This window comes from Streptomyces sp. WM6386, from assembly GCF_000972385.1.
Taxonomy (GTDB): Bacteria; Actinomycetota; Actinomycetes; order Streptomycetales; family Streptomycetaceae; genus Streptomyces.
The window spans coordinates 116121-140314 of sequence record NZ_JXTE01000023.1; the positions used below are offsets into that span (position 1 = coordinate 116121).

The window sequence follows — 24194 nt, forward strand, 5'->3', positions numbered from 1 at the left end:
TCAGGCGTAGGCGTCCTCGACAGCGACGCGTCGCACGGTGCGCAGCGTCGACCGGAGACGGTCCGTATCGGTGGAGCCCAGGGCGAGACGGAGCGCCTGTGGTGTGTGCGTGGTGGTGGTGAAGGGCTCCGCCGTGCTCACCGAGATGTGCTGACGCGCGAGGGTGGCGGTCAGTCGATCGGCGCGTGCGTCGTCGGGCAGCGGCAGCCATGTGAAGTAGGACGAGGGGTGACCGATGAGCGGCAGACCCGCCAGCTCCTGCACGGCGAGTGCCTGACGGGCCGTGGCGTCGTCGCGTTTCCGCGCTTCCAACCGGTCCACCGTGCCGTCCTCCAGCCAGCGGCAGGCGAGGGCGGTGGTGAGGGCCGGAGTGTTCCAGGTGGTCGCCCGAATCGCGCGTTCGAGCGACGGCACCCTGGACGGCGGAGCGGCGACGAAGCCGACCCTGAGGCCCGTCGCGACGCTCTTGGAAAGTCCCGAGACATAGACGGTGATGTCCGGCGCGGTGGCAGCCAGCGGCGGTGGCGGGTTCTCGACGAGGAAGGCGTACGAGGCGTCCTCGATGATGAGCACGCCGTACCGACGGGCGACCTCGATCAGACGGGTGCGCCCGGTCGTGGGCATGACCCAGCCCAGAGGGTTGTGCAAGGTGGGCATGGTGTAGACAGCGCGCACGGGGCGGGTCGCGCACAGCCTCTCGAATGCATCGAGATCCGGTCCGTCGGCAGAGGTGGGCAGGGGTTGTAGATCCAGACGAAGGGCATGCGCGAGCACCTTGAACCCCGGGTACGTGAGCGCGTCGGCCGCGACGACCTCGCCGGCATTGAGCGTGGCCATGACGGTGACGGCAAGGCCGTGCTGCGCGCCGTTGACGACGAGGATCTGGTCCGCGTCAGGGGCGATGCCGCGACGCCTCAGGTGCCGCGCGATCGTGGCTCTGTCCTGTGCACGCCCTCGATGTGGCTGGTAGGACAGCAGCGAGTCGAGATCGCCGGAGCCGGCCATCTCGCGCAGGGCCTGCCGTAGGAGGTCGGCCTGGCCGGGCAGCGAGGGATAGTTGAAGTTGAGGTCGACCGCGTCGGTGGCGACGAATTGGAGATCGATCCCCTGACCGGCGGGCACCGCGATGTCACGCACGAACGTGCCGCGGCCCTGTTCTCGGCTGACCAGGCCCATCGCTTCCAACTCGGCGTACACGCGAGTCGCGGTGACCACGGCGATTCCCTCACGGTCGGCGAGCCCACGATGGGTCGGAAGGCGCGTGCCGGCTGCGAGCCGCCCGTTCCGGATGTCGGATGCGAGCGCGTCGACCAGCTTCTTGTACCGAGCGGCTGCCATGCGGTGAATTGTATTCATGACAATTCTTTGACTGTCCTGCCCGCCGGCTCCTACCGTCGAGCCCAAGCCGCCACCGCCTGGAAGGACAGCCGCCGTGCACATCGCCATCCTCACCTTCGAGGGCTACAACGAGCTCGACTCCCTGATCGCGCTCGGTGTGCTCAACCGCGTCAGGACCGATGGCTGGCGCGTCACCCTCGCCACGCCCAGCCCCAAGGTGACATCGATGAACGGGGTCGTCGTCGAGCAGATGTCCACGCTCGAGGAGGCGTGCGCCGCCGACGCCGTCATCGTCGGCAGCGGCATCGCCACCCGCGAGGTCGTCGAGGACCAGACGATCATGAGCGTCCTGCGGGGCCTGGACCCCTCGCGCCAGCTCATCGCGGCCCAGTGCTCCGGCGCGCTCGTGCTGGCCAGGCTAGGCCTGCTCGACGGCATCCCCGCCTGCACCGACCTGACCACGAAGCCCTGGGTCGTCGCCGCCGGCGTCGAGGTGCTCAACCAGCCCTTCTACGCCGAGGACAACATCGCCACCGCCGGCGGCTGCCTGGCCTCGCACTACCTGGCCGCCTGGATCATCGCCCGTCTCCAGGGTGACGCCGCCGCCGAGAGTGCCCTGCACTATGTCGCCCCGGTCGGCGAGAAGGAGGAGTACATCGAGCGCGCCCTGCGCAACATCACCGCGTACCTGCCCGCACGGGCATTCACCTGAGCCGCCGATGGGTAGCATATGTTCGCGTCACACGAGCCTTGTGAAGCAAGGCAGTTCGCGGCATTCCTTGCGCGCGACCGTCGATCCGGGGTGGGCATGGCGAACGTCTTCATCAGTCATCGCAAGGTGGATGTGCCGGATGCCAAGCGGCTCGCCGAGGCCGTCTCCGCTGCCGGGCACGTCGTGTGGTTCGACGAGTGGGAGATCGGAATCGGGGACTCCGTCGTGGAGCGCATCGATACCGGCCTGGAAGGCACGTCTTATCTGGTGCTGTGCTATTCGGCCGCTGGTGTCATGAGCCCGTGGGTCACGCGAGAATGGATGTCCACCCTCCATCGCCAGCTGGAGGGGTGTGATGTGCGCATCCTCCCGGCGAAGTTCAGCGGTTCCGCGCCGGCGATCCTTGCCGACATCCGGTACGCGGATCTCTCCCAGGACTGGGATCAGGGATTCGAGCAACTCTTGAAGGCGATTCGCTGAACACTTCGGGGGGCTCGATGGCGCAGATCCTGATCGCGCATGCCGACGGCGACGAGGCCCTGGCCGCCGAGATCGCACGGCCGTTGGAGGACGCCGGGTACCAAGTGGTGCACCACGGCAGCCTGTTCGTCGGCGACTCGCTCATGCAGAAGGCGTCACAGGCGATCTCGCGGGGCAGCCCGGTCGTCCTGTGCGGGACGGTCAGGGCGATCGGGACCGGCTGGGCCCACTTCCTCGTCAATGCCGCGCGCCGGTACGGGGAGGCCCGGATCTTCGCGCTCCAGATGGAAGAGAACGTCTATCTCGACTCCCTGATCCTGGACGGCCGGATCGCCCGGTACTGGCAGGATCCTGCTGGGGCGATCACGGAGCTTGTGGCGGCGTTGGCGGAGTACTACCCGGTTCGCAGACCAGCGGGTGCGGAGCAGCGGCTGGATCGACTTGAGCAGCGGTACCGGGAGCTTGCGCTGGAGACGTGTGACATCGTCGATCTGGCCAACTTTCCCATCGGGGACCGCGATCTCATCACGCGAAATCTGCAACTGCGTACCCTGTATGTGTCGTTGCGTGTCGCCGTGGACATTCCGTCGGGGACACAGGAGTACGAACTGGAGAAGAAGCTCCAGAGCCTCGAAGCACGGCGCAAGGAGCATGACGCGCAGGACACCCGATCCCGGTTCTCCGTCGGGGAGCGGCTCTCGCAGTCGAATCGGCTGGTGGTGCTGGGCGACCCGGGCGCGGGGAAGAGCACTCTGCTCCGCTGGATCGCCACCGCGTATCTCCTGCGTCTCAAGGAGGATCCGGACTGGAGCCAGCTGCCGGACGTCGACACCCTGCCCGACGCCAACTGGCTGCCGCTCTTCATCCGCTGCCGTGATCTGGACCGGAGGAGGCTGACGGGGTCACTGGAGGACATGATCCGGCACCATCTGTGCGACATGGAGTTCTCCAGCGACGAGGCCGCCGAGCTGACTCCGCTCCTGTTGGGCCGTCTTCGTGAGGGGCGGGTGCTGCTACTGATCGACGGTCTGGACGAGATCTCGGATCCCGCGCTGCGGGCCCGGTTCTGCCGCAAGGTCGAGAAGATACATGTGGCCTATCCCAAGGCTTCGATCATCGTGACCTCCAGGATCGTCGGCTACCGGGAGATGGGGCTGCGGATCACCCGGGGGTTCGAGCACCTCACGGTGCAGGATCTGACCCCCGGCGACAAGGACGACTTCGCCCGCCGCTGGTGCGAGGTGACCGAGCCGGTGGGCCGTCGCGAACTCGCGGCCGAGCACCTGGTCGGCGACATCCACAGCACCGACCGCATCGAGCGTCTGACCGGCAGTCCGATGTTGCTGACCACGATGGCTCTGGTCAAGAAGAAGGTCGGCAAGCTGCCGAGCCGGAGGGCGGATCTCTATCGGGAGGCCGTCGATGTGCTGCTGCACTGGCGCAGTGACGTGGACGAGAGAATGGATCCGCACGAGGCGCTGCCGCAGTTGCAGTACCTCGCGTATTCCATGTGCGCTTCGGGGGACCAGCAGATTCGGCGGGACCGGATTCTCGACATTCTGGAGCGCATGCGCAGGGAGTTCCCCGCCGTGCGTGCGGTCCGACAGCGTTCGGCGGTCGAATTCCTGCGCCGGCTGGAACGCCAGACCGGGATTCTCGTCGAGTCCGGCCATGTCGGCCATGACGGCGAGCTGGTCCCCGTCTACGAATTTCGGCACCTCACGTTCCAGGAGTATCTGGCGGGACTGGCTCTTGTCGCCGGCCGCTACCCGGGGCGTAACAGGCGGACGACCCTCGCGGAGCAGATCGGTGTGCTGGCCGCGGAGACCGCACCTTTTCCCGGCTATCCGAATCAGCACGAAGTCGTGGTCGCGGAGAAGTGGCGGGAGGCCATCCGGCTGAGCGTGATGACATGCAACGACGACGATGTGGACGGCGTCCTCCGGGCCATCGCCACACCGCTGACCGGGGAGGAGTCGGCCCTGACGGCGAGGGCGCGGGCGGCACTCGCCTGTGCCTGCCTGGCCGATGAACCCAATGTCAGCGAGGAGGCCGCGACCCAGATCCTCGCGCAGTTCGTCGCGACACTGACCGCGACGGACGGCAACGGTCCCGCCCTGACTGTGGCCGACACCGTGCTCGCGGAGGTGGGAGGTTCCCAATGGGCCGCTCTGCTCAGCCGGATGATGGTCACCGACTGGGTGCGAGACCCCTCCGAGTACCCAAGACTCGCCGGCTCGGCCCGTGTGGTCCTCGGCCAGACGGCGCCCTCCGGGGACGAGGCCATGCAGACCTGGGTCCGGAACCAGGTCGCCCTCCTCAAGGAGCCCGAACCGGAGGTAGCGACCGAAGCTGCGCTCGCGTTGCTGGACGTCGCCTACCAGGAGAAGCTCATGATGGTCCCCGGACTGGTGCCGGGACTCATGTCCCTGTTCTCCCGCGGTACCTGCGAAGCCACGGCTGCGGCATGGGCTCTCGGGTGGGCCAAGATGGCCGGCGACAAGGCACCTTGGAAGCCCTCGTCCGGCGAACTCGAGGAACTGGCGGCCGTCATCGTCATGGAGGGTCTCCGCCCTGAGACCGTGATGCATCTGCTGTGGTGCTTCGACGAAGTCCCGCTGTCGCGACGTCGCGACATGGCCGAGGCGGCGATGACCGCCTTCGGGTCAGCCGACGCCCAGAGACGGCAGGAGATCTTCAACCGGTACCAGGACCTGTTTCCCGAGGTGGTGGATCCCGTCGTGGCGGCGACTCGCCACCACCGTCGCGAAGTTCGCCGCGACGCCGCTTTCCTGCTGACGAAACTGGGCCACCCGCTGGCGCTTGAGCCGCTGTCAAAGATCCTCATCGAGGAGGACGGCACGGCGGACCCCGATGTCGTCGAGGCACTCGCCGAGATGGGCGATGCCCGCGCTGTGGAGCCCCTGCTCGGGGTGCTCAGAACCCCTCCGCACGGCGACGCCGACACCTTGGTCGTCGAAGCCCTCGGCTCGCTCGGTGACCCCCGAGCGGTGGAACCCCTTCTCGAGATACTCACCACCATCCGTGGCGACGTCGACCCGGACGTGGTGCGTGCACTCGGCCGAATTCGCGACCCGCGAGCGGTGCGACACCTGCTTGAATTCCTCCCCACGGCTGATGAGGGCGCGCGTCAGGCGGTCGTCGACGCCCTCGGCTGCCTCCGTGACCCCATCGCGGTGGAGCCCTTGCTCGACCAGCTGATCGACGCTGATGGCGTGCCGGACCTCACCGTCGCCATGAACCTGGGTCTCCTCGGTGACGTGCGCGCGGTGGACCCCCTGCTCGGTGCCCTCACCGACGCGGACGGCTGTGCGTACCCGGCCGTCGTCCGGGCCCTGGGCCATCTTCGTGACAGGCGAGCCGTCGACCCCCTGCTGACCGCGCTCGCGGATGTCGGCGACGATCCCGAACCGTACGACGACGATCCCCGTCTGGAGATCGTCGAGGCTCTCGCGCGCATCGGCGATCCGCGAGCGGCACCGGCGCTCAAAGACCTGCCCACGGGAGAATCGTGGGAACTCGGTTTCGCTGTGGGCGCCGCGCTGGCTCTGTTCGGAGAGAGCGAAGCCCGCAGGGCACTGCACGAGGCCATGGCTGACAACCAATTGGAGACTCGGCGCGCCGCACTGTGGTCCCTCGCCGCCCTGGAGGTCGACGAGATCGACAGAGCGCTGCTGTCGCGAGACCAGGACGGTGTCGCCCCCGGTCTGGACCCCGGGGAGGAGATCAGGGAAGGGGACCTACGCCGCCGCGCCGTCGCCGTACACCTGCCCGTCCAACAAGTCCGCGCCCGCTACGAGCAGTTGACGGACCGCTACCCCATCCGGCTCAGCTGGCACCCGTGATCGAACCGGCCCCCTCCAACACCACCATCGCCGCATTGTGCCCCGGCACCCCACTGACCCCACCCCCACGCACCGCACCCGCCCCGCACAGGAGCACATTCCCGTGCCGCGTCTCCACGCCCCAACGCCCGGCCCCTTCCTGGACATACGGCCAGGACAGATCCCGATGGAAGATGTTCCCCCCGGGCAGTCGCAGATCGCGTTCCAGATCGAGCGGGGTCTTCGCCTCGATGCAGGGCCGCCCCTCCGCGTCGACGGCCAGACAGTCGGCCAGCGGCTCGGCGAGCTGGGCGTCGAGCTGGGCGAGCGTCGACATCAGGAGCTCCTCGCGGACGGCGTCGTTGTCCCCCTCGAAGAGCCGCGCAGGCGTGTGCAGGCCGAACAACGTCAGCGTCTGGTAGCCCTGCTCCACCAATTCCGGGCCGAGGATCGTCGGATCCGTCAGCGAGTGGCAGTAGATCTCCGACGGCGGGGCCGCGGGCAGCTCACCGGCTGCGGCCTGGGTGTAGGCAGCGGCGAGCTGCTCGTACCCCTCCGCGATGTGGAAGGTGCCGGAAAAGGCGGCGCGCGGGTCGACGGAGCTGTCCCGCAGCCGGGGCAGCCGCTTGAGCAGCATGTTCACCTTGAGCTGGGCACCCTCCGCGGGGGCGGGCGGCTCGTCGCCGGTCAGGTCCGCCAGTGCCTGCGGGGAGGCGTTCACCAGGACGTGCCGGGCGGCCACCGTCCCCTCCCGCTCGGCCGTCCGAAACGCGACCTCCGCCATACGACCGTCCGTGGCGATCCGCACCACCTCGTGCCCGGTGGCGAGGACGGCACCCGCGTCCCGCGCGGCGGCGGCCAGGGCGTCGGTGAGGGCGCCCATGCCGCCGACGGGGACGTCCCAGTCACCGGTGCCACCGCCGATCACGTGGTACAGGAAGCAGCGGTTCTGCTTCAGCGAGGGATCATGCGCATCGGCGAACGTGCCGATCAGCGCGTCGGTGAGGACGACACCCCGGACCAGGTCATCAGCGAAACGGTCCTCCACCGTCACCCCGATCGGCTCCTCGAACAGGGCCCGCCAGGCCTCCTCGTCGTCCACCCGGTGCCGCAGCTCGTCCTGTGTGGGCAGCGGTTCGGTGAGGGTCGGGAAGACCCGTTCGGCGACGCGGCCGGTCATGCCGTAGAAGCGCTGCCAGGCCTCGTACTCGTGCTTCCCGCCCGTCAGGCGCTCGAAGGCCTCGCGGGTGCGTCGCTCACCCCCGCCCACCAGGAGGCCGGTGGGCTGTCCGTCGCGTTCGACGGGGGTGTACGAGGAGATGGTGCGCTTGCGGACCCGGAAGGTCAGGCCCAGATCCCGGACGATCTTCTTCGGGAGCAGGCTGACCAGGTACGAGTAGCGCGACAACCGTGCGTCGACGCCGGCGAAGGGCCGGCTGGAGATCGCGGCGCCCCCGGTGTGCTCGAGGCGTTCCAGGACCAGGACGGAGCGTCCGGCCCGGGCCAGGTAGGCGGCGGCGACCAGGCCGTTGTGCCCCCCGCCGACGATCACGGCGTCGTACGTGTGTCCCTCGAGTGCAGGCATGTCTCTTCGTAACACGCGATGATCGCCGGCGGCCAGGGGTGTACGGCGGTACGGCGACGGGGTCAGGGCCCCTGGGACGCCCGCTGCTGGCGCAACACCGCCACCCTCCGGTACAGCTCCACGGCCTCGGCGCCACGGCCGAGCTGTTCCAGGCAGTGCGCCTCGTCGTTGCGGCTGGCGAGGGTGTCGGGGTGGTCGGCGCCGAGGACGCGTTCGCGGGCGGCGGCGACTCTGCGGTACTCGGTGAGGGCGTCGGCCCAGCGGCCCAGCCAGCCCAGGCCCACGGCGACCTCACGGCGGCTGACCAGGGTGTCGGGGTGTTCCGGACCGAGGACACGCTCGCGGATGGCGCACACGTCGCGGGACTCGGCGAGGGCCTCCTCCCAGCGGCCGAGGCGGCCGAGGTTGACGCCGAGGCCGTGGCGGGCGCGGAGGGTCTCGGGGTGGGCGGGGCCGTGCACACGGGTACGGTCGTCGATCAGGTCGCGGTAGAGCTGGAGCGCCTCCGTGCTGCGACCGAGGCGGCCGAGGCTGATGCCGACCTCGTAGCGGGCGGCGAGGGTGTCGGGGTGGTCGGGGCCGAGGGCTTGGGCGCGGGCCTCGGTGACCTCGTGGTAGGTCTGGAGGGCCTCGGGCCAGCGCCCCAACTGGCCCAGCGCGTAGGCGACTTCGTAGCGGGTGACCAGGGTGTCGGGGTGGTCCGGGCCCAGGACGCGGGCGCGGGCCGCCGCGACGTCGCAGGCCATGCGGTAGGAGTCCTCCAGGCGGCCGAGCCGGCTGAGGTTGAAGGCGAGGTTGTGGCGGCAGCGCAGGGTGTCGGGGTGGTCGGGGCCCATGGTGCGCTCGCGGGCTGCGAGGACGGATATGTAGACCTGGTGGGCGTCGAAGTGGCGGCCCAACTGGCCCAGCACGTACGCCATTTCCTGACGGGCGGCGAGGGTGTCGGGGTGGTCCGGGCCGAGGGAGAGACTGCGGCTGCGGGCGACGTGTTTGTACTCGCGCAGGGCGTCGGCGGCGCGGCCGGTGCGGCTGAGGGTGAAGGCGACCTCGTAGCGGCTGGCGAGGGTGTCCGGGTGGTCGGGGCCGAGCAGGTGCTCGCGCTCGGCGGCCACCGCGCGGTGCACCTCGCCGGCCTCCGACCAGCGGCCCAGCCGGCCCAGGCTGAGCCCGGCGTTGTGGCGTCCGGTCAGGGCGGTGAGGGCCTCCGGGGTGGGGGCGGCCGAGTCGTCGGGGCTGGATTCCTCTGCCTGCCGTCCGGTGGCGGGCCGGGGGATCCACTCGCCGGTGAGCCCCGCTCCGGCGTCCGGTGGCGTGGTGGCGAGGCCGGCGCCGGTGGCCTTGTGGCCGGTGGTCATGCCACGGGTCCAGGACGGCAGCCGGGCCGCGCGGGCGGTGGGCTCGGGCCTGAGCGTCGGCTGGGGTGTCACCACGGTGGGCACGTACGTCGGTGTCGTACGTCCCAGGCTGATGCGGCGGCCCAACTCGCGGGCATCGGGCGGGCGTTGCTCGGGGAGCTTGGCCAGCAGGTCCAGGATGATCTTCTCGAAGTACGCGGGCACCTCCGCGCGGTGGCTGCGCGGCGGGCGGGGCGGGGTGTCGCGGTGGCCGACGAGGATCGCCCAGGCGTCGTCGAGGTCGAACGGCGGTACCCCGGTGGCGATCTCGTACAGCACACACCCCAGCGAGTAGAGGTCGCTGCGCTGGTCGACCTCGGAGCCGCCGATCTGCTCGGGCGACATGTAGTGCGGGGTGCCCATGGCGATGCCGGTGCCGGTGAGCCGGGAGGTGAAGCCGATGTCGTGGCCGAGGCGGGCGATGCCGAAGTCGCAGATCTTCACCGTGCCGTCGGTCAGCCGCATGATGTTCGCGGGCTTCAGGTCGCGGTGCACGATGCCCTGTTGATGGGTGTAGGCGAGGGCGGCCGCCACCTGGTCGGCGATCTCCACGACGTCCGCGACGGGCAGCGGGTGATGCTTGTTGTCCTCCAGGAGCTGGCTGAGGTTGCGGCCCTCCAGCAACTCCATGACGAGGTAGAGGATTCCGTCGGACTCTCCGAAGTCATGGACGACGGTGACCCCGCGGTGCTGGAGGGCGGCGGCCACCCGGGCCTCTCGGCGGAACCGCTCGCGCAGCACCCGGGTGAAGGACTGGTCATGGGACGGGCCCAGCGGCTTGAGGCACTTCACGGCGACCCGCCGGCCCAGCGACTCGTCGCGCGCCCGCCACACCTCGCCCATGCCGCCGCGCCCGATCAGATCGAGCAGCCGGTAGCGGCCCTGGATCAGCTTGCTGTCCCCCATCTGCTGCGATCGCCCCCGATGGTCTCGCCCCGCCCCTGGTCCGTCCAGTATGGCGAGCTATCTACCCACTTTGTACGGGGCCGGGCGCGAGCCGGGGCCGAGCCGTGACATGGCCCGGAGGATGTGTTTGGGCGGGAGTTGCCAGCGAAGACGTGCGGGAACACAGCGCAAAAGGGTGCCTGTGGCACGCAACTGGCGGGTGACGGTGGCGGGTTTCGGGGCCGGTCTGCCGTACAGCTCGTGGGCGTACGGCGGCAGAGCGGCGTACGCCAGTTGTGCCACGCGCCGCCACAGCACTTCACGCGCCGGGACGAGGAGGGTGTGCGTCGGCGGGCGGAGCAGGAAGTCGTCCACGGCGCGTGCCTCGGGTCCGACGGCGAGTTCGGGGCGCACCTTCTCGAAGTAGACGGCCATCTCGGCCTGGTCGGCGGGTACGGCGTCCGGGTCGAGGCCCACCAGGCGGGCGCCGATCCGCTGTTCGGCTATGTAGCGGTCGGCCTGTTCGTCGGTGAGCCGGAATCCGGAGCGGCGCGCGACCTGCAGATAGGAGTCGACCTCGGCGCAGTGCACCCACAGCAGCAGCTCGGGTTCGTCGACGCCGTACCGCTCCCCCGTGTCCGGGTCGACGGCCGACAGCATGGTGTGGATCTTCCGGACGCGAGCACCCGCCTTCTCCGCCGCCTCGGTGGTGCCGTAGCTGATGGTGCCGACGAAGTTCGCGGTACGCATCAGCCGGCCCCAGGCGTCCCTGCGGAAGTCGGAGTTCTGCATGACCCCGCGCACCGCACGCGGGTGCAGGGCCTGGAAGTAGAGCGCGCGGACACCGGCGACCCACATCATCGGGTCGCCGTGCATCTGCCAGGTCACCGACTTCGGTGTGAACAGTCCGGGATCACCCATGTCTCGAAGGCTAACGCCGTACCCTCGGCATCCCCAGACCGATCCACGAGATGATCTCCCGCTGGATCTCGTTGTTGCCGCCGCCGAAGGTGAAGATCACGGCCGAGCGGTAGCCGCGTTCCAGCTCCCCGTGGAGCACCGTGCCCGCCGAACCCTCCTTCAGGGCGCCCGCCGCGCCGACGATCTCCATCAGCCAGGCGTAGGCGTCACGGCGGGCCTCGGAGCCGTACACCTTGACCGCGGAGGCGTCCTGCGGGGTGAGCGTGCCGTCCTGGACCGCGCTGACCATCTGCCAGTTGAGGAGCTTGAGGGCTTCCAGCCTGGTGTGGGTCCGGGCGAGAAGGCGGCGCACCCAGGGCAGGTCGACGACGCGGCGGCCGTCGGCGAGCTTGGTCTCGGTGGCCCAGCGCTGGACGTCGTGCAGGGCGCGGATCGCCATGGTGCCGTGGGCGGCGAGGGTGACGCGTTCGTGGTTGAGCTGGTTGGTGATCAGCCGCCAGCCCTGGTTCTCGGCGCCGACGCGGCGGGTGACGGGGACGCGGATGTCCTCGTAGTAGCTGGCCGTGGTGTCGTGGCCGGCGAGGGTGTTGATGACGGTGCAGGAGTAGCCGGGGTCGGTGGTCGGCACCAGCAGCATGGTGATGCCCTTGTGGGGCGGGGCGGCCGGGTCGGTGCGGGTCGCGAGCCAGACCCAGTCGGCGGTGTCGCCGTTGGTCGTCCAGATCTTCTGGCCGTTGACGACGTAGTGGTCCCCGTCGCGTACCGCCCGCGTCTTCAGCGCCGCCAGGTCGGTGCCCGCGTCGGGCTCGCTGTAGCCGATCGCGAAGTCGATCTCGCCGGAGAGGATCTTGGGCAGGAAGTACGCCTTCTGCTCGTCCGTGCCGAACTGCATGATCGTCGGTCCGACGGTGTTCAGTGCCATGAGCGGCAGCGGCACGCCGGCCTGGGCGGCCTCGTCGAAGAAGATGAACTGCTCGATCGCGCTCAGCCCGCGTCCGCCGTACTCCTTGGGCCAGCCCACGCCGAGCCAGCGGTCGGCGCCGAGCCGCCGGATGATGGCGCGGTAGAAGCGCTTCTGCTCCCGTTTCTCGCCATGGCGGGCGTGCGCGTCCTCCGGCACCAAGTCGGCGAAGTAGGCACGCAGTTCGGTGCGCAGCCGCTGTTGCTCCGGCGTGTATTCGAGGTGCACGGCGCCTCCAGGCTCCCGGGAGAGGTCCCTGACGGCGCACACGGTAGAACGTGTTTCAGAAATAGGGAATGGCGAGAGCACGCGAAAGGACCCCGGTGTACCGGGGCCCTGTTCATGGCGCGTCGATCAGTGCGCGACCGGGGTCGGCTGCCCGGTGGCGGCCGACTGCTGGGCCGCCTTGGGCGCCAGCAGCCGCTCCGCCAGCAACCCAAAGACCAGCCCGAAGGAGGTCCACAGGGTCACCTGGACGGCGAGGGCGGCAAGCCGGTACTGCCACAGGAGGCCGGCCGGGAAGTGCTCCGGGACCTCGTTGAACGACGGCAGGAAGGCGTACGCCAGACCGACAGCGAGGACGAAGAACGCTCCCGCCGCGAGGGTGGCGTTCCAGTTGCCCAGGCGCGGCGCGAGGCGCTTGCCCAGGATGACGGTGCCGATCGCCAGCAGCACGCTGAGCACGATCATCAGGAAGAACAGCGCGGTGCGCTGGTTGAGGGTGTCGGGGTCGCCCACGGCCGGCGGGTTGGCCGGGTACTTCAGGAACGGGACGACGTAGACGCTGACCAGTCCGGCGGCAGCCAGGAGCAGCGCGCTCGCGCGCGGCCCGAAGCGACCGATGCGGCCCAGCGCGAAGCAGTACGCGAGTGCCGCGATGCCGCCGAAGGCGACCCCGTAGACGAGGACGCCGGTGGACAGGCCCGCGGTGGACTGCAGGGTGCGGCTGACGAGTTCCTCGCCGCCGTGCTCGTGGGCGTGGGCCTCCTCGAAGGCGATGGCCTGGTCGACGCGCGGTTCACCCAGGAAGTACGCGACGACGAGGGCGGCCAGGCCCGCGGCGAGGCCCGCGAGCATGCCGCGGACCAGCAGGTTTCTGACAGTTGCGGAGTTCATGCGCAGGGGGCTTCCTCGTCGCTGTCAGTGGCAGGGGAAGCCGAGCAGGTGGCGGGCGTCGTGCACCCACTCATGGACACCCTCACCGGAGATGAGGGAGGTGGCGCCCTGTTCGGCGCCGACGAAGTAGAGCAGGACCAGCATCACAACGCCGAAGAAGACCGCCCAGGGGGCGATGGCGCCGATCGGCAGTTTTGCGGGTACCGCGGTGGAACCGGTGGTCGGCGGGGCGACAGACTGCGCCATGGCAGGTACCTCCTGGGGGAACTCGCGTCCCGTGTCAGTGGTGCACAGGACGACGGGGCGGGTCTGACTCACCCGGCCCGCACCCGAAGGGCGTTCCCGGCATACAGTGGCGCGACCGTGCCGGAATCCCACCGGCTTCCACCGAACCGTCGTCGATATCGACGAGAAGGTACCGCGTGGAAGAGGTGCGGCCAAGAGCGCACGGGAGCACCCCGAGCGCCCGCGCAGGGCCGTTCGGCCCGTCAAGTACCGATCTTGGAGGGGCTGTTGAGCGGGGGAACGGGCGTATGACGAGCCGAGTGACGTTGATCTCACCAGCGATCACCGAGGCGCTGCGCGAGGCCAGGTTCGACGACGGCTGCTCTCTCGACGCGTCCGGCCGCCGCCTCGCCCGGGCCGCCGCGGGCTCGCTCCCGGTGGTGGAACGGGTCGTCTGCTCCCCCACCGTGCGCTGCCGCGAGACGGCTGCCGCGCTCGGACTCGACCCCGCGGACGCCGTGTCGCTGGCGGCTCTGGACGCCGGACGGTGGCGCGGCTCGACGTTGGCCGATGTGAGCGCCGAGGAGCCGGAAGCGCTGGCGCGCTGGCTGTCCGACCCCGACGCCGCGCCGCACGGCGGCGAATCCGTGCGCGCGGTGTGCGACCGGGTCGGCTCGTGGCTGGCCACGATGGCCCAGGCGGAGGGGCGCACCGTCGTCGTGGCCGAGCCCGAGATCGTGCGCGCGGCGGTCGTCCGGGCGCTCGGCGCACCGGAGTCGGCGTTCTGGCGTACGGACGTCCCGCCGCTGACGGCGGTCGAGCTCAGCGGCAGGGCGGGGCGCTGGAACGTACGCCTGGGGCACGCCCTCGGCTGAGGCTGACCTGGTCGGTCAGTGCAGTGTGGCCATGAAGTCCGAGCAGGCCTGTGCGCACGTCCGGCAGGCCTTCGCGCCGTCTTCGCCGCCCGGCAGCGCGTCGAATGCGTGCGCGGTCTCCAGGCACACGGTCCGGCACCACTCCAGCTGGACGCGGATGCCGTTCTCGTCCAGGCGGTTCTGCTCGGACAGCAGCCGGCAGGTCGCGTCGCAGACCTCCGCGCACATGATGCCCTTGCGTCGTACGAGTTCCTGTTGCTCGGTCCCGTCCGGATCCACGAGGCTCGCCCGCAGCGCGCACGCCCGGGCGCACTCGGTGCACGCCTGCGCACACGCGAAGCGGTCCTCCAGGAATCGGAAGAGCTCCTGCTGTGTCGTCGTCGTTGTCACACCGCGCGGGTAGCCGCGGTGCATCGTGTCAAACCCGGTGTTCCCTGGGGTGCGGCCGGTTTTTCCGTTGTGGTTCATGCGGGACGCCAGGGGTACTCGCGTGCCATGACTACTGCATGGATGGACGTGGCCGCGGGCCGCGGCGCCCTCGGCGTCGGGCTGATCGTCGCAGGTGTCGTGGTCGTGACGTTGCTGATCGGTGCCTTCTGGATGGGTGCCCGCCTACGGCGGCGCGAGCTCCCTCCGCCGACCCCCGAGGAGCAGCCCCGGCTGCCGGAGGGCGGCCCTGTCCGTGAGGTCGTGGAGAACCGGGAGCCCGACGAGGTGCCCCGAAGCGATCGCCGGATGACCCCGCACGAGTCGCCCGCGTTCGGCAATTCCCCCACCCGGACCGGCCCGGAGAAGGAACGGCCCCAGTGGAGCGAGGGCAGCGGCGGTTCCTTCGGCAGCGGCGGACCCGGCGGCCGCTGACCGCCGCACCGCACGCCGTACGACGCACCCAGGACCATCCGCCCCCGTGACCCGCGCCTTCTGAACACCGATACTGCCAGGAGCAGCCTTTCGGTCACCAGGAGGTCCTCATGAAGATGTTGATCAACGTCCCGGAGAGCGTCGTCGCGGACGCCCTGCGAGGCCTGGCGGCCGCCCATCCCGAACTCATCGTCGATGTCGAGAACCGCGTGATCGTACGGCGGGACGCCCCCGTGGCCGGCAAGGTCGGGCTGATCTCCGGCGGCGGCTCCGGGCACGAGCCGCTGCACGGTGGCTTCGTGGGCCCCGGCATGCTGTCGGGGGCGTGCCCCGGTGAGGTGTTCACCTCCCCGGTCCCGGACCAGATGGTGCGGGCGGCGGCCGCCGTGGACAGCGGGGCCGGCGTGCTGTTCATCGTGAAGAACTACACGGGTGACGTCCTCAACTTCGACATGGCCGCCGAACTCGCCGAGGACGAGGGCATCCAGGTCGCCAAGGTGCTGGTCAACGATGACGTGGCGGTCACCGACAGCCTGTACACGGCCGGCCGGCGCGGCACGGGCGCCACGCTGTTCGTGGAGAAGATCGCGGGCGCCGCGGCGGAGGAGGGCCAACCGCTGGAGCGGGTGGAGTCGATCGCCCGTCAGGTCAACGAGAACTCCCGCAGCTTCGGCGTCGCGCTGAGCGCGTGCACCACGTACGCCAAGGGCAGCCCCACCTTCGACCTGCCCGACGGGGAGCTGGAGCTGGGCATCGGCATCCACGGCGAACCGGGCCGGGAGCGACGGTCGATGATGACCTCGGGCGAGATCGCCGACTTCGCGGTGAACGCGATCCTGGAGGACATGAACCCGCGCAACCCGGTCCTGCTGCTGGTCAACGGTATGGGAGCGACCCCGCTGCTGGAGCTGTACGGGTTCAACGCCGAGGTGATGCGCGTGCTCGCCGCCCGGGGCGTGGCCGTGGCCCGCACGCTGGTCGGCAACTACGTCACCTCCCTCGACATGGCGGGCGCCTCGGTCAGCCTGTGCCAGATCGACGAGGAGCTGCTGCGGCTGTGGGACGAGCCGGTGAGGACCGCGGGACTGCGCTGGGGCATGTGAGCCGACGGCAGGGGGCAGTCAACGTACCTACCACGCAAGGAGATCCAGTGCTCGACGCCGACTTCTTCCGCCGTTGGATGACAGCGACCGCCTCGTCCGTCGAACGTGAGGCGGAACGGCTGACGGACCTCGACTCGCCCATCGGGGACGCCGATCACGGCAGCAATCTGCTGCGGGGATTCCGCGCCGTGACGGCGGTGCTGGAGAAGGAGACGCCGGAAACGCCGGGTGCGGTGCTGACACTCGCCGGACGCCGGCTCATCTCCACGGTCGGCGGGGCGTCCGGGCCGCTGTACGGCACGCTGCTGCGGCGGACCGGCAAGGCGCTCGGGGAGGACGCGGAGGTGAGTGAGGACCGGTTCGCCGAGGCGCTGCGGGCCGGGGTGGACGCGGTGATGGCGCTGGGTGGTGCCGCGCCCGGCGACAAGACCATGATCGACGCGCTGGTGCCGGCTGTGGACGCGCTCGGCGACGGCTTCGCCGCGGCACGGGCCGCCGCCGAGGAGGGCGCGCTGGCGACGACGCCGTTGCAGGCCCGCAAGGGGCGCGCGAGCTATCTCGGTGAGCGCAGCATCGGGCACCAGGATCCCGGGGCCACCTCGGCCTCTCTGCTGATCGCCGGACTCTGCGAAAGCGCGGAGGCCGACGGTGAGTGACGGCAAGCTCGTCGGGATCGTGCTGGTCTCGCACAGCGCGGACGTGGCCGCGTCGGTGGCGGAGCTCGCCAAGGGGCTGGCGGGCCGTGATGTCGCGGTACCCGTCGCCCCGGCGGGCGGCACCGAGGGCGGCGAGCTGGGCACGAGCTCGGAGCTCATCGCCGCGGCCGCCGCCTCGGTGGACCGCGGTGCCGGGGTCGCGGTCCTGACCGATCTCGGCAGCGCGGTGCTCACCGTGAAGGCGCTGCTCGCCGAGGGCGACGAGCTCCCGGACAACACCCGCCTGGTGGACGCTCCGTTCGTGGAGGGCGCGGTGGCGGCGGTGGTCACCGCGGCGACCGGCGCCGACCTGGCGGCGGTGGAGGCGGCGGCCGCGGAGGCGTACACCTACCGCAAGACCTGAACCCGGACGTACGCGGGTGAGGCGGACCAGGAAGCCCACCGTGGCCCGTCCCGGCCCCGGCGCTCGGTCCGCACTTCGTCGACGTCGGCGGCTCGCCCGGCCCGAGGAGCAGGCCGCCGCGCTCGCCCTCCTCGCTCGGACGCGGCGAGCCGCGTCGACGACGGCTGGTCGGCGGTCCGACGCCGCCGGAGGTCAGCTGCCGCGCACGAAGAGGCGCGCCAGCCGCTCCCCCGTCGCGATGGCGGCGGCATGGTCCTCGATGGGTTTCACCTGCGAGTCCTTGAAGACGATGTAGGTGACCCCGGAGGCCGTGCCGCCGCCGCGCGGGTCGGGATCGATGCCGAGCGCCTCGGCGCTGGCGTAGGAGGCCTCGCCGATGATGTCGCGCGGACCCACGTCGCCGACCACCGCGTACTGCACCCGGTCCCGGTGGATGACGGCGGCGACCGAGCCGCCACGGACGCCGCTCGCGCGGTAGTCCCAGATGGCGCTCGGGGTGGGCACGACGATGTACGGGAGGCGCTCGGCGTTCAGCTGGCGGCCATTGGACTGCTGGTAGGCGGTGGCGTCGGTGTAGGCCGGGTCGGTACCGCGGTTGCAGCGGAGACCCGGCTGTCCGTCGCAGTCGATGTCCATGTCCGCCTTCCAGAAGACAGCCTCGCGGGTGCCGCAGACGGGGATGGTCGCGGGCCGGCCGTCGTCGCTGCGGTAGCGGCCCCGGGAGACCTGGGTGCAGTCACGCACCTTGGCCAGCAGGTCGGCGGCACGGACGTCGCCCTCGTGCCGAGCGGCCACCGGCTCCTGCCGGGCCGTCGGCTCGACAGGGGGCGACATCGTCGGAGCGGCGAGCAGGGCGGCGCCTGCCGCGACCAGCGTCAGTGACTGGACACGCACGATGGGGGACCCTCTCCTGGGGGACATTGACGGACACTCAGCCAAATCTGCTGCCGTTCCGATCAAGCGGCCACCGATAGGGGGCCGGACGGTGCACACCCGATGGCCGGTGGCACAGGTCCCCGAACTGGCGACAGGGGCCGGGCGCCTGAGCCCGCGTCGGCTCCGGCCGCCCGGCCGCCCGTGTCCGGCGCGGGAACAGCGACGACAGCGGCCCGCGCCAACGGCATGAACTCCCGATCTTTCCAGGGGAGTTCGGCCGTGAGGAGCTTCAGCATACGTAACCGTTCCGTCCGGTCACCCACGACGGCCCTCTTGATGTTCTCCCGCCGACGGCGCCATATTGGTCCGGACCAATACCGTCCCGGGGAGGCCGTCTCGTGCGCCGTGCCCTCGCCCTCCGCGGAATGCTCTGCGGAATGCTCTGCGGAATGCTCACGCTCCTCGCCGCCTGCGCCTGGAGCGGTGACGGCGAGACCCGCCGGCTCCCCGCGGCACCCGTGGGCATCACCGCCGCGGCCGGCAGCGCGACCAGCGTGCACGTGATGTGGAACGCGGCCGACGGAGACGTCAAGGCCTACGAGGTGTATCGCGGCACCACGAAGGTGAAGGAGGTACCGGGTTCCGAGCACATGGTGGACGTCACCAGGCTCAGGCCGTCCACCACATACGTCTTCACCGTGCGGGCTCGGGACACCTTCGGGCAGGTGGGCCCGAGCAGCCGAGAGGTCCGCACCACCACCCCGGCGGCCGTGACGGCGGACGGTTCGGCGCCGACGGCACCCGGGAGTCCACGGGGCCGGGTGATCGGCAGCCGGGCCGTACAGCTGTCCTGGTCCACGTCCTCGGACGACCGGGGTGTGCTGTCGTACGACATCCATCAGGGCGCCACGAAGATCCACAGCGTGGGCGGGAACCAGACGGCGACGGTGGTGACGGGGCTGCGGCCGGGCACCCGCTACGCGTTCACCGTGCGCGCCCGGGACGCGGCCGACAACGTCTCCCCGGCGAGCGGCACCGTCCGCCTCACCACCGCGCCGGGCACCGACGACGGTCGCGGCACCGCACCCACCGACTTCGGCGCGACGACGCGTCTCGCCGACGACGGGGCGTACTACCTCGGTCTCTCCTGGGTCCCGCCACGCGCGGACGGCGTGGTCACGGAGTACCAGGTCCACCTGGACGGCCGTCCGGCCACCTCGCTGGTGTTCGGCGGGAAGCCGCCGAGCGGCCGGACGACGTACGACTTCTATCTGGGCCGGGATGCCGGGGTCACCCATCGGGTGCGGATCCGGGCCAGGCTGCCCGACGGGACCTGGGGCGGATTCTCGGCCGAGCGGACGGTGACGACCGGCGCCGGGGAGCCGTGACGGCACCTCACGTCTGGGCCGAACGAAGGAATCCGTCACCTGCCCGGAGGCGGTCCGGGTGCGCGCCGGGCCGCGGGCACATTGGCTGCCCCTGAGGCGCACGGGCGATTCCCGACCTCGGCGGCGCTACGGATGTACCGCCAACCGTGCCGCCGGAGGGCAGTCCATGCGTACTACTCAGCTTCTCCTCCGCTCCGGCCCGACCGCTGCCGCCGCCATCGCGCTGGCCGCCGTACCGGCGGTCGCGGCTTCGGGGATTTCCGTCAGCACCACCGGATCCACGGTGTCCGTCACTACCAGTGCCTGCACCCAGGTCAACGGCAGCTGGGGCACCGCCTCGCTCCTGAACAGCGGCCAGGCGAACTTCGCCCAGGGCCGTCAGGTGACGCTGTCGGGGACGCCTTCCCTGCAGTCGGCCGCCTGGTCGAACGTGAGCCCCGGTACCTACACCGTCATCGTCATGTGCTCGAACAACAGCACGGCCGGCACCCAGTCGGTCATCGTCTCGACGACGACCACCCCCACGATCTCCGCCACGGCCTCCGCCACGGCCTCCCCCTCGCGCGGCGTCATGGGCGGCCTCGGCGGTGCCGCGAAGGACTACGGCCCGCTCACCCTGGGCGCCGGCGCCGCCCTCGTCGGGATCGGCGGTATCGCGGCGGCCTGGTTCCTGCGCCGTCGCGCCAAGCCCTACCGGCTCTGATCGGGCAGCCCGGCGAACTCCTCCAGCGCGTGGGTGAGCCACTGCGTCCAGAAGGTCTCCAGATCGATCCCCGCCCGCAGGATCAGGTGCTGCAACCGGTCCTGCGGGCTGTCCTTGCCCGGCGGGAAGTCCCGCTTCTCGATCTCCTCGTACTCGGCCAGCTGCTTGCCGTGCACCTCCAGATGGCGGCGCAGATCGGCCTCGATGCCCTCGGTGCCGACCACGGCCGCCGCCCGCAGCCGCAGAAAGAGGCTGTCGCGGTACGGCTTGGGGTCCTGGGACGCGGCCGCCCAGCGGGCCAGTTCGTCCCGGCCCGCCGGCAGCACCTCGTACCGCTTCTTCTGCCCACGCGCCGGCTGCTCCGACGCCAGGGCCCGAATGTGGCCCTCCGCCTCGAGTTTTCCCAGCTCGCGATAGATCTGCTGATGCGTCGCCGACCAGAAGTAGCCGATCGACCTGTCGAAACGGCGGGTCAGCTCCAGCCCCGAGGACGGCCTTTCCAGCAGGGCGGTGAGGATCGCGTGCGGGAGTGACATGGAGTCATCCTAGGGACGGCGGGGCGGCCCCTAGAGGGCGGCCGCCACCTCGGTGCCCTGCTTGATGGCCCGCTTGGCGTCCAGTTCGGCGGCCACGTCGGCGCCGCCGATGAGGTGGGCGCTGACACCGGCGGCGACCAGTGCCTCGTACAGGTCGCGGCGCGGCTCCTGTCCGGTGCACAGGACGATGGTGTCGACCTCCAGGACCGTGCTCTCCTCGCCGACGGTGACATGGAGTCCGGCGTCGTCGATCCGGTCGTAGCGCACGCCCGGGACCATCGTGACGCCGCGGTGCTTCAGTTCGGTGCGGTGGATCCAGCCGGTGGTCTTTCCGAGCCCCGCGCCGACCTTGGTGGTCTTGCGCTGGAGCAGATGCACGGTGCGCGGCGGGGCGGGCCGTTCGGGGGCGGCCAGTCCGCCGGGGCCGGTGTGGTCCATGTCGACGCCCCAGAGGCGGAAGTACGTCGCCGGGTCCTCGTGCGCCTTGTCGCCGCCGTCGGTGAGGAACTCGGCGACGTCGAAGCCGATGCCGCCCGCGCCGAGGACGGCGACCCGCCGGCCGACGGGAACGCGGTCGCGCAGGACGTCGAGGTAGCCGACGACGCTCGGGTGGTCGACACCGGGGATGTCGGGGGTGCGCGGGGTGACGCCGGTGGCGACGACGACCTCGTCGAAGGCGGAGAGGTCCGCGACGGCGACCCAGGTGTTCAGCCGTACCTCGACGTCGTGCCAGTCGAGCTGGTGGCGGAAGTAGCGGATGGTCTCGTCGAACTCCTGCTTGCCGGGGACCTGGCGGGCGACGTTGAGCTGGCCGCCGATCTCGCTCGCGGCGTCGAAGAGCGTCACGTCATGACCGCGCTCGGCCGCCGAGACGGCACAGGCCAGTCCCGCGGGGCCCGCGCCGACGACCGCGACCCGCTTGCGCAGCCGGGTCGGGGAGAGCACCAGCTCGGTCTCGTGGCAGGCGCGCGGGTTGACCAGGCAGGAGGTGATCTGACCGCTGAAGGTGTGGTCGAGGCAGGCCTGGTTGCAGCCGATGCAGGTGTTGATGGCCTCGGGCCTGCCCGCCGCGGCCTTGGTGACGAAGTCGGGGTCGGCGAGCATCGGGCGGGCCATGGACACCATGTCCGCGTACCCGTCGGCGAGCAACTCCTCGGCGACTTCGGGGGTGTTGATGCGGTTGGTGGTGACGAGGGGGATGCCGACCTCGCCCATGAGCTTCTTGGTCACCCAGGTGTAGGCACCGCGCGGCACCGAGGTGGCGATGGTGGGGATACGGGCCTCGTGCCAGCCGATGCCGGTGTTGATGATGGTCGCGCCGGCCGCCTCGACGGCCTTGGCCAGCGTGACGACCTCGTCGTGGGTGGAACCACCGGGGACGAGATCCAGCATGGACAGGCGATAGATGATGATGAAGTCCTCGCCGACGGCCTCGCGCACCCGCCGCACGATCTCGACGGGGAACCGCATGCGGTTCTCGTACGACCCGCCCCAGCGGTCGGTGCGGTGGTTGGTCTGGGTGGCGATGAACTCGTTGATGAGGTAGCCCTCGGAGCCCATGATCTCGACACCGTCGTAACCGGCCTGCTTGGCCAGAGTGGCGGCGCGGGCGTAGTCGTCGATGGTCTGCCCGACCTCGGTGTCGGTGAGCTCACGGGGCGGGAACCAGCTGATCGGCGCCTGGATCGGGCTCGGCGCGACGAGGCCCTCGTGGTAGGCGTACCGGCCGAAGTGCAGGATCTGCATCGCGATGCGGCCGCCTTCGCGGTGCACGGCCTCGGTGATCTCCCGGTGCTGCTCGGCCTCCGCCTCGGTGGTGAGCTTCGCGCCGCCGTCGTACGGCCGTCCCGCCTCGTTGGGCGCGATACCGCCGGTGACGATCAGGCCCACTCCCCCACGCGCGCGTGCCGCGTAGAACGCCGCCATCCGCTCGAAGCCGCGCTCGGCCTCCTCCAGGCCGACGTGCATGGAGCCCATGAGGACCCGGTTGGGCAGCGTGGTGAAGCCCAGGTCCAGCGGGCTCAGCAGGTGCGGGTAACGGCTCATGGGGCCCTCCGTGCGCGAGTGTCGTGGCTTCTGTTGTAGAGGACGCCGGGCGCTTTTTGCAACTAGTTGCATAATCGAGGATGCGTGACACGGGACACCCTCGGGCACAGTGGCCCCATGACCGCGGAGATCGTCGAACTCGCCCAGCAGCTGATCCGCCGCCCGAGCCGCGGCGGAATCGACGACTACGCCCCCGTCCTGGGCGTTCTGGAGGACTGGCTGAGCGCGCGGGAGCTGCCGCACCGGCGCCTGTACGACGAGGGCGGCAGCCTCACCGGCCTGCTGGTGGAGGTCTCGGGCGGCCTGCCCGGACCGTGGTGGGCGCTGGACGCCTGCGTGGACACCGCCCCCTACGGCGACGAGGGCGCCTGGTCGTTCCCGCCGGACTGCGGGGACGTCGTGGACGGCTGGCTCCGGGGGCGGGGAGCGGCCGACTCCAAACTCGCGGCGGCGATGTTCTGCGACATCGCGGCGGCGCTGCACGGCCGTACGTTTCACGGCGGGCTCGCGGTCCTGCTGGACGTCGACGAGCACACCGGCGGCTTCGGCGGCGCCCGCGCCTATCTGGCCGATCCGGCGGCGGTGCGCCCGGCGGGGGTGATGATCGGCTATCCCGGGCCGGCCGAGGTGGTGGTCGGCGGGCGGGGGTTCTGGCGGGCGACGATCGCGGTGCACGCGGAGTCGGGGCACTCCGGATCGAGGCGTAGGACGCCGGGTGCGGTGTCCCGTGCGGCGCGGCTCGTACGGCTCCTGGAGGAGAGCGAACTACCGGGCGCCCACGGGGAGTTCCCGTTGCCGCCGAAGCTGACGGTGACCTCGATCCGGGGCGGCGAGGGCTTCTCGGTGGTGCCGGACCGCTGTGAGGTGGGCGTGGACATCCGCACGACGCCCACCTTCGACGCCCGGGCGGCGGAGGCCCTGGTCCGCGCGGCAACGGCAGAGCTGGGCACACCGGCCACGGTCACTGCGGTGGCCTCCTGGCCACCCTTCCGTCTCGCCGAGGACGAGCAGCCCGCCGCCGCACTCCTGGACGCGGCCACCCGTGCGGGGCTGACGGTCCGGGCGAAGACGGCAGGGCCGTCCAACATCGGCAACCTGCTGGCGGCGCAGGGAATCCCGGCCACGGCGGGGTTCGGCGTGGGCTACGAGGGCCTGCACGGCACGGACGAGCGGGCATGCCTGGCGGACCTGCCCGTGGTGCACTCGACCTATCTGCAAGCCGTGCTGAACTTGCTCACCCACGGCCCGTCAACGCCCTAGGGGCGAGGGGCTGTGTCTGATGTGC

The 24194-nt window shown here is 70.7% G+C and carries 22 protein-coding genes and 1 riboswitch; of the genes, 11 read left to right on the forward strand and 11 right to left on the reverse strand.

All coding sequences use genetic code 11. From position 1 onward, the window contains the following. Positions 1–1338, reverse strand: coding sequence for a PLP-dependent aminotransferase family protein (locus TN53_RS16885; protein ID WP_046259326.1), 1338 nt, complete (start codon positions 1336–1338; stop codon positions 1–3). 94 nt (positions 1339–1432) lie between these two features. On the opposite strand from TN53_RS16885, the gene TN53_RS16890 reads away from it, so the two are divergent. From TN53_RS16890 to TN53_RS16900, 3 genes are all read left to right on the forward strand, one after another. Next, on the forward strand, positions 1433–2050 hold the full coding sequence (locus TN53_RS16890) for a DJ-1/PfpI family protein (RefSeq protein ID WP_046259327.1): 618 nt from the start codon (positions 1433–1435) through the stop codon (positions 2048–2050). 96 nt (positions 2051–2146) lie between these two features. Next, entirely contained in the window at positions 2147–2530 is a 384-nt protein-coding gene (locus TN53_RS16895; protein ID WP_046259328.1) for a toll/interleukin-1 receptor domain-containing protein, read from the forward strand. 17 nt (positions 2531–2547) lie between these two features. Continuing rightward, complete coding sequence (locus TN53_RS16900) at positions 2548–6396, forward strand: HEAT repeat domain-containing protein (protein ID WP_046259329.1); 3849 nt, start codon at positions 2548–2550, stop codon at positions 6394–6396. On the opposite strand, the gene TN53_RS16905 is transcribed toward TN53_RS16900, so the two are convergent. The 6 genes from TN53_RS16905 to TN53_RS16930 all read right to left on the reverse strand — a co-directional run bounded on the left by TN53_RS16905 (position 6380) and on the right by TN53_RS16930 (position 13483). After that, positions 6380–7960 (reverse strand): phytoene desaturase family protein, encoded by a 1581-nt coding sequence (locus TN53_RS16905; protein WP_046259330.1) that lies wholly within the window; start codon positions 7958–7960, stop codon positions 6380–6382. The genes TN53_RS16900 and TN53_RS16905 overlap by 17 nt on opposite strands. Before the next feature lie 62 nt (positions 7961–8022). Next, positions 8023–10260 carry a serine/threonine-protein kinase gene (locus TN53_RS16910; protein ID WP_046259331.1) on the reverse strand — a complete coding sequence of 746 codons (2238 nt, stop codon included), beginning with the start codon at positions 10258–10260 and terminating at the stop codon, positions 8023–8025. A 57-nt stretch (positions 10261–10317) separates the two neighbouring features. Then, positions 10318–11160 carry an oxygenase MpaB family protein gene (locus TN53_RS16915; protein ID WP_199924589.1) on the reverse strand — a complete coding sequence of 281 codons (843 nt, stop codon included), beginning with the start codon at positions 11158–11160 and terminating at the stop codon, positions 10318–10320. A gap of 10 nt (positions 11161–11170) precedes the next feature. Next, the gene (locus TN53_RS16920) at positions 11171–12349 is read right to left on the reverse strand and encodes an acyl-CoA dehydrogenase family protein (protein WP_046259332.1); all 1179 of its coding nucleotides are present in this window, start codon (positions 12347–12349) and stop codon (positions 11171–11173) included. A 126-nt stretch (positions 12350–12475) separates the two neighbouring features. Further along, entirely contained in the window at positions 12476–13237 is a 762-nt protein-coding gene (locus TN53_RS16925) for a CbtA family protein (protein WP_046259333.1), read from the reverse strand. A 24-nt stretch (positions 13238–13261) separates the two neighbouring features. Then, positions 13262–13483 carry a CbtB domain-containing protein gene (locus TN53_RS16930; protein ID WP_046259334.1) on the reverse strand — a complete coding sequence of 74 codons (222 nt, stop codon included), beginning with the start codon at positions 13481–13483 and terminating at the stop codon, positions 13262–13264. Between the two features lie 38 nt (positions 13484–13521). Further along, positions 13522–13675, reverse strand: a riboswitch (cobalamin riboswitch). A 95-nt stretch (positions 13676–13770) separates the two neighbouring features. Between TN53_RS16930 and TN53_RS16935 the strand changes: the two genes are divergently transcribed. After that, on the forward strand, positions 13771–14337 hold the full coding sequence (locus TN53_RS16935) for a histidine phosphatase family protein (protein WP_046259335.1): 567 nt from the start codon (positions 13771–13773) through the stop codon (positions 14335–14337). A gap of 15 nt (positions 14338–14352) precedes the next feature. On the opposite strand, the gene TN53_RS16940 is transcribed toward TN53_RS16935, so the two are convergent. Then, positions 14353–14727 carry a ferredoxin gene (locus TN53_RS16940; RefSeq protein ID WP_046259374.1) on the reverse strand — a complete coding sequence of 125 codons (375 nt, stop codon included), beginning with the start codon at positions 14725–14727 and terminating at the stop codon, positions 14353–14355. A 105-nt stretch (positions 14728–14832) separates the two neighbouring features. On the opposite strand from TN53_RS16940, the gene TN53_RS16945 reads away from it, so the two are divergent. The 4 genes from TN53_RS16945 to TN53_RS16960 all read left to right on the forward strand — a co-directional run bounded on the left by TN53_RS16945 (position 14833) and on the right by TN53_RS16960 (position 17360). Beyond that, on the forward strand, positions 14833–15198 hold the full coding sequence (locus TN53_RS16945; RefSeq protein WP_046259336.1) for a DUF6479 family protein: 366 nt from the start codon (positions 14833–14835) through the stop codon (positions 15196–15198). A gap of 110 nt (positions 15199–15308) precedes the next feature. Beyond that, positions 15309–16301, forward strand: a complete 993-nt coding sequence (dhaK, locus tag TN53_RS16950) for a dihydroxyacetone kinase subunit DhaK (protein WP_046259337.1) — start codon at positions 15309–15311, stop codon at positions 16299–16301. A 47-nt stretch (positions 16302–16348) separates the two neighbouring features. Next, positions 16349–16957, forward strand: a complete 609-nt coding sequence (gene dhaL / locus TN53_RS16955; RefSeq protein WP_046259338.1) for a dihydroxyacetone kinase subunit DhaL — start codon at positions 16349–16351, stop codon at positions 16955–16957. Continuing rightward, positions 16950–17360, forward strand: coding sequence for a PTS-dependent dihydroxyacetone kinase phosphotransferase subunit DhaM (locus TN53_RS16960; RefSeq protein WP_046259339.1), 411 nt, complete (start codon positions 16950–16952; stop codon positions 17358–17360). The genes dhaL and TN53_RS16960 overlap by 8 nt, the downstream gene beginning before the upstream one ends. Positions 17361–17552: 192 nt before the next feature. Here TN53_RS16960 and TN53_RS16965 read toward each other — a convergent pair whose 3' ends face one another. After that, positions 17553–18254 (reverse strand): glycoside hydrolase family 75 protein, encoded by a 702-nt coding sequence (locus tag TN53_RS16965; protein ID WP_046259340.1) that lies wholly within the window; start codon positions 18252–18254, stop codon positions 17553–17555. Positions 18255–18661: 407 nt separating this feature from the next. Here TN53_RS16965 and TN53_RS16970 point away from each other — a divergent pair, with 407 nt between their 5' ends. Both TN53_RS16970 and TN53_RS16975 read left to right on the forward strand, forming a co-directional pair. Beyond that, on the forward strand, positions 18662–19624 hold the full coding sequence (locus tag TN53_RS16970) for a fibronectin type III domain-containing protein (RefSeq protein WP_046259375.1): 963 nt from the start codon (positions 18662–18664) through the stop codon (positions 19622–19624). Between the two features lie 166 nt (positions 19625–19790). Further along, positions 19791–20327: a hypothetical protein gene (locus tag TN53_RS16975; RefSeq protein WP_046259341.1), complete on the forward strand. Its 537-nt coding sequence runs from the start codon at positions 19791–19793 to the stop codon at positions 20325–20327. Here TN53_RS16975 and TN53_RS16980 read toward each other — a convergent pair. Both TN53_RS16980 and TN53_RS16985 read right to left on the reverse strand, forming a co-directional pair. Next, a complete protein-coding gene (locus tag TN53_RS16980) occupies positions 20315–20863 on the reverse strand; it encodes a PadR family transcriptional regulator (RefSeq protein WP_046259342.1) in 549 nt (182 codons plus the stop codon). The genes TN53_RS16975 and TN53_RS16980 overlap by 13 nt on opposite strands. Positions 20864–20893: 30 nt before the next feature. Then, a complete protein-coding gene (locus tag TN53_RS16985) occupies positions 20894–22909 on the reverse strand; it encodes an NADPH-dependent 2,4-dienoyl-CoA reductase (protein ID WP_046259343.1) in 2016 nt (671 codons plus the stop codon). 117 nt (positions 22910–23026) lie between these two features. Between TN53_RS16985 and TN53_RS16990 the strand changes: the two genes are divergently transcribed. Beyond that, positions 23027–24169, forward strand: coding sequence for a M20 family metallopeptidase (locus tag TN53_RS16990; RefSeq protein ID WP_046259344.1), 1143 nt, complete (start codon positions 23027–23029; stop codon positions 24167–24169). The last annotated feature ends 25 nt before the right edge of the window (positions 24170–24194 follow it).

Excerpts from the sequence above, each read along its gene's own strand:
- TN53_RS16885 (WP_046259326.1), bottom strand. The coding sequence starts at position 1,338 with ATGGCAGCCGCTCGGTACAAGAAGCTGGTCGACGCGCTCGCATCCGAC.
- TN53_RS16895 (WP_046259328.1), top strand. The coding sequence starts at position 2,147 with ATGGCGAACGTCTTCATCAGTCATCGCAAGGTGGATGTGCCGGATGCC.
- TN53_RS16900 (WP_046259329.1), top strand. The coding sequence starts at position 2,548 with ATGGCGCAGATCCTGATCGCGCATGCCGACGGCGACGAGGCCCTGGCC.
- TN53_RS16905 (WP_046259330.1), bottom strand. The coding sequence starts at position 7,960 with ATGCCTGCACTCGAGGGACACACGTACGACGCCGTGATCGTCGGCGGG.
- TN53_RS16910 (WP_046259331.1), bottom strand. The coding sequence starts at position 10,260 with ATGGGGGACAGCAAGCTGATCCAGGGCCGCTACCGGCTGCTCGATCTG.
- TN53_RS16915 (WP_199924589.1), bottom strand. The coding sequence starts at position 11,160 with ATGGGTGATCCCGGACTGTTCACACCGAAGTCGGTGACCTGGCAGATG.
- TN53_RS16925 (WP_046259333.1), bottom strand. The coding sequence starts at position 13,237 with ATGAACTCCGCAACTGTCAGAAACCTGCTGGTCCGCGGCATGCTCGCG.
- TN53_RS16930 (WP_046259334.1), bottom strand. The coding sequence starts at position 13,483 with ATGGCGCAGTCTGTCGCCCCGCCGACCACCGGTTCCACCGCGGTACCC.
- TN53_RS16935 (WP_046259335.1), top strand. The coding sequence starts at position 13,771 with ATGACGAGCCGAGTGACGTTGATCTCACCAGCGATCACCGAGGCGCTG.
- TN53_RS16945 (WP_046259336.1), top strand. The coding sequence starts at position 14,833 with ATGACTACTGCATGGATGGACGTGGCCGCGGGCCGCGGCGCCCTCGGC.
- dhaK (WP_046259337.1), top strand. The coding sequence starts at position 15,309 with ATGAAGATGTTGATCAACGTCCCGGAGAGCGTCGTCGCGGACGCCCTG.
- TN53_RS16970 (WP_046259375.1), top strand. The coding sequence starts at position 18,662 with ATGCTCTGCGGAATGCTCTGCGGAATGCTCACGCTCCTCGCCGCCTGC.
- TN53_RS16975 (WP_046259341.1), top strand. The coding sequence starts at position 19,791 with ATGCGTACTACTCAGCTTCTCCTCCGCTCCGGCCCGACCGCTGCCGCC.
- TN53_RS16980 (WP_046259342.1), bottom strand. The coding sequence starts at position 20,863 with ATGTCACTCCCGCACGCGATCCTCACCGCCCTGCTGGAAAGGCCGTCC.
- TN53_RS16985 (WP_046259343.1), bottom strand. The coding sequence starts at position 22,909 with ATGAGCCGTTACCCGCACCTGCTGAGCCCGCTGGACCTGGGCTTCACC.
- TN53_RS16990 (WP_046259344.1), top strand. The coding sequence starts at position 23,027 with ATGACCGCGGAGATCGTCGAACTCGCCCAGCAGCTGATCCGCCGCCCG.